This is a genomic window from Pseudomonas syringae pv. cilantro (assembly GCF_001293775.1).
In the GTDB taxonomy this organism is placed as follows: domain Bacteria; phylum Pseudomonadota; class Gammaproteobacteria; order Pseudomonadales; family Pseudomonadaceae; genus Aquipseudomonas; species Aquipseudomonas syringae_P.
In genome coordinates this window covers 7,570-9,361 of sequence record NZ_LGLN01000084.1, presented here as the reverse complement: position 1 = coordinate 9,361, position 1,792 = coordinate 7,570, and the positions used below count along the sequence as shown (strand labels likewise).

2 protein-coding genes and 1 pseudogene are annotated in these 1,792 nt (G+C 52.4%); all 3 read right to left on the bottom strand.

Features of this window, described 5'->3' with window-relative positions; all coding sequences use genetic code 11:
- Positions 1–353: 353 nt before the first annotated feature.
- The gene (locus tag ABJ99_RS23930; RefSeq protein WP_024668964.1) at positions 354–707 is read right to left on the bottom strand and encodes a hypothetical protein; all 354 of its coding nucleotides are present in this window, start codon (positions 705–707) and stop codon (positions 354–356) included.
- Entirely contained in the window at positions 698–1,348 is a 651-nt protein-coding gene (locus ABJ99_RS23925; RefSeq protein WP_024690823.1) for an AAA family ATPase, read from the bottom strand. The genes ABJ99_RS23930 and ABJ99_RS23925 overlap by 10 nt, the downstream gene beginning before the upstream one ends.
- 130 nt (positions 1,349–1,478) lie before the next feature.
- Positions 1,479–1,792: pseudogene (locus tag ABJ99_RS23920) on the bottom strand (relaxase); the annotation flags it as partial.

Genomic DNA, 1,792 nt, shown 5'->3' with positions numbered 1-1,792 from the left:
TGTGTGTTGAACAGGTACTCCGCAACCAAACGGCCTGTTCAAGATTTTCCAAAAAGCCCCGCCGCCAAGCGGGGCTTTTTGGTTTCTGCTATTTGGCTAAATCGTTAGAAATTTTCCCGTCTACGCTCATTCGAGCATGAAAAATATGGCATCCCAGCAACGGTGGGCAGGCAAAGTGGGTGAACACTATCACCCGGATTCCCCATCCGCAATGAAAATGCCATTTTTCAAAGCTTATATTCCACCATTTTTTCAGCCTAGTGCGTATGGCCATAGCCCTTGCATGACGTGGCTTTCAGCGGAATGAGTGATGTAATTTATGTAATGGGAATAACTTACGTAAGTTATAGAACTTACTCGTCTTCCGTAGAATCGGTTATGGGTTCAGCATTAGACGCATTCTCAAGCAGCGCAATGAGGTCTGCTTTATCAAGCTCCTGGAGAGCCATGATTCCTGCCCGAATCACATCGGATCTAGATATGCGGAAGGTCCGTGGCAAAAGAGAAATCTTATCTATCTGCCTGTTGACGTCCTTGGATAGGGAAAAAGTAGTACGCACGAATGTAGAAGCTTTCTTACGCTTGCGCTTAGGCTCGGGCGTTGCACTTACAGGTGCCGCAGATATGAAAGCCAGTGCGGCTTCATCGTTGGCCTCAGACGATGGAGAGACCGGTTCAGCCTTACGAATCAAATCTTTCAATCCCATTTGGCATCCCCCCAAAGCTCTGCTGCCAACGTCTGTATTTCTTCTATAGCACGTGCGTCGGAGTTGCTTTCCAAGACGGAGCAACCGTCTTCATCCGCATCGTCGTAGACATTGCGGGCTGTAGTAATAGCGTCAAGAGGTTGAATGCCGAAGGAGCGGCATGCTTCTTTGGCATCCAATATCCGCTGTATCTGACTAGGAAGGGCAGGGCATTGGGTGATCACTGCACGCACGTTCAATGCTGGGTTCACTGCAGTAGCCAACCGAGCCAGGTTATCGACCTTTGGGAGGGTTTTGAGATCTCGTCGCTTGGGTCGGAAAGGGATCAACATATGAGTTGCTACCGTCATAGCTGACCGCAGCGCCTCCGAATCAGACCCTCCAGCATCGACCACAATTTGCCTGTACCGGCCCCGAAGGTCTGTCAGTGTTTGACGAATATTGCCGTGTGCTTGCACAACAGGAATCGCAGGGAGGTCTCCCTGTGCAGAGCGTTCAGCAGCCCAGTCTGCAGTTGTGCCCTGAGGGTCGGCATCCAGAAGCAGGACGTCACCTCCGCGGGCCTGCAGCCAGACGGCCAGGTTTTGAGCCAGACAGCTTTTACCGCTGCCGCCTTTTTCACCACCTAAAAGTAAGATCATGAACTGCCCTTGGTACTGATTATTGAAGTGACATAACTTACATAAGTTATGGAAATTTTGCTATGAGGAATCTACTGAGTCGTCAGAAAGGAACCCACCTCCATACTAAGGAGGTGGGTAACCGGACGGCTCAGTCCACGCTCATGCCGTCATCTTCATCCGGCGATGACAGCTCCGGAGTGCCGGCTGCTATGGCCTGCCCCTTGGGCGTGGTCTCTGCCACTTCCCGCTCAGGCGCGGTCGGCTGCGCTGACCATTCGCGGCGGTTTACCGTCTTGTCAGTCGTAGTGCCGTCCTCAGCTATTACCTGCACCACGACAGGCCGGGTGCCCAGGTCTTTCAAACGCACCTGGTCTCCTTGCTTCAGATTCGAATCCTTCATGGCATCTTCCAGCCCTACGCCCCACACCGTGCGGGGTTTACCCCCCTCGGGCTTGAGCGTCA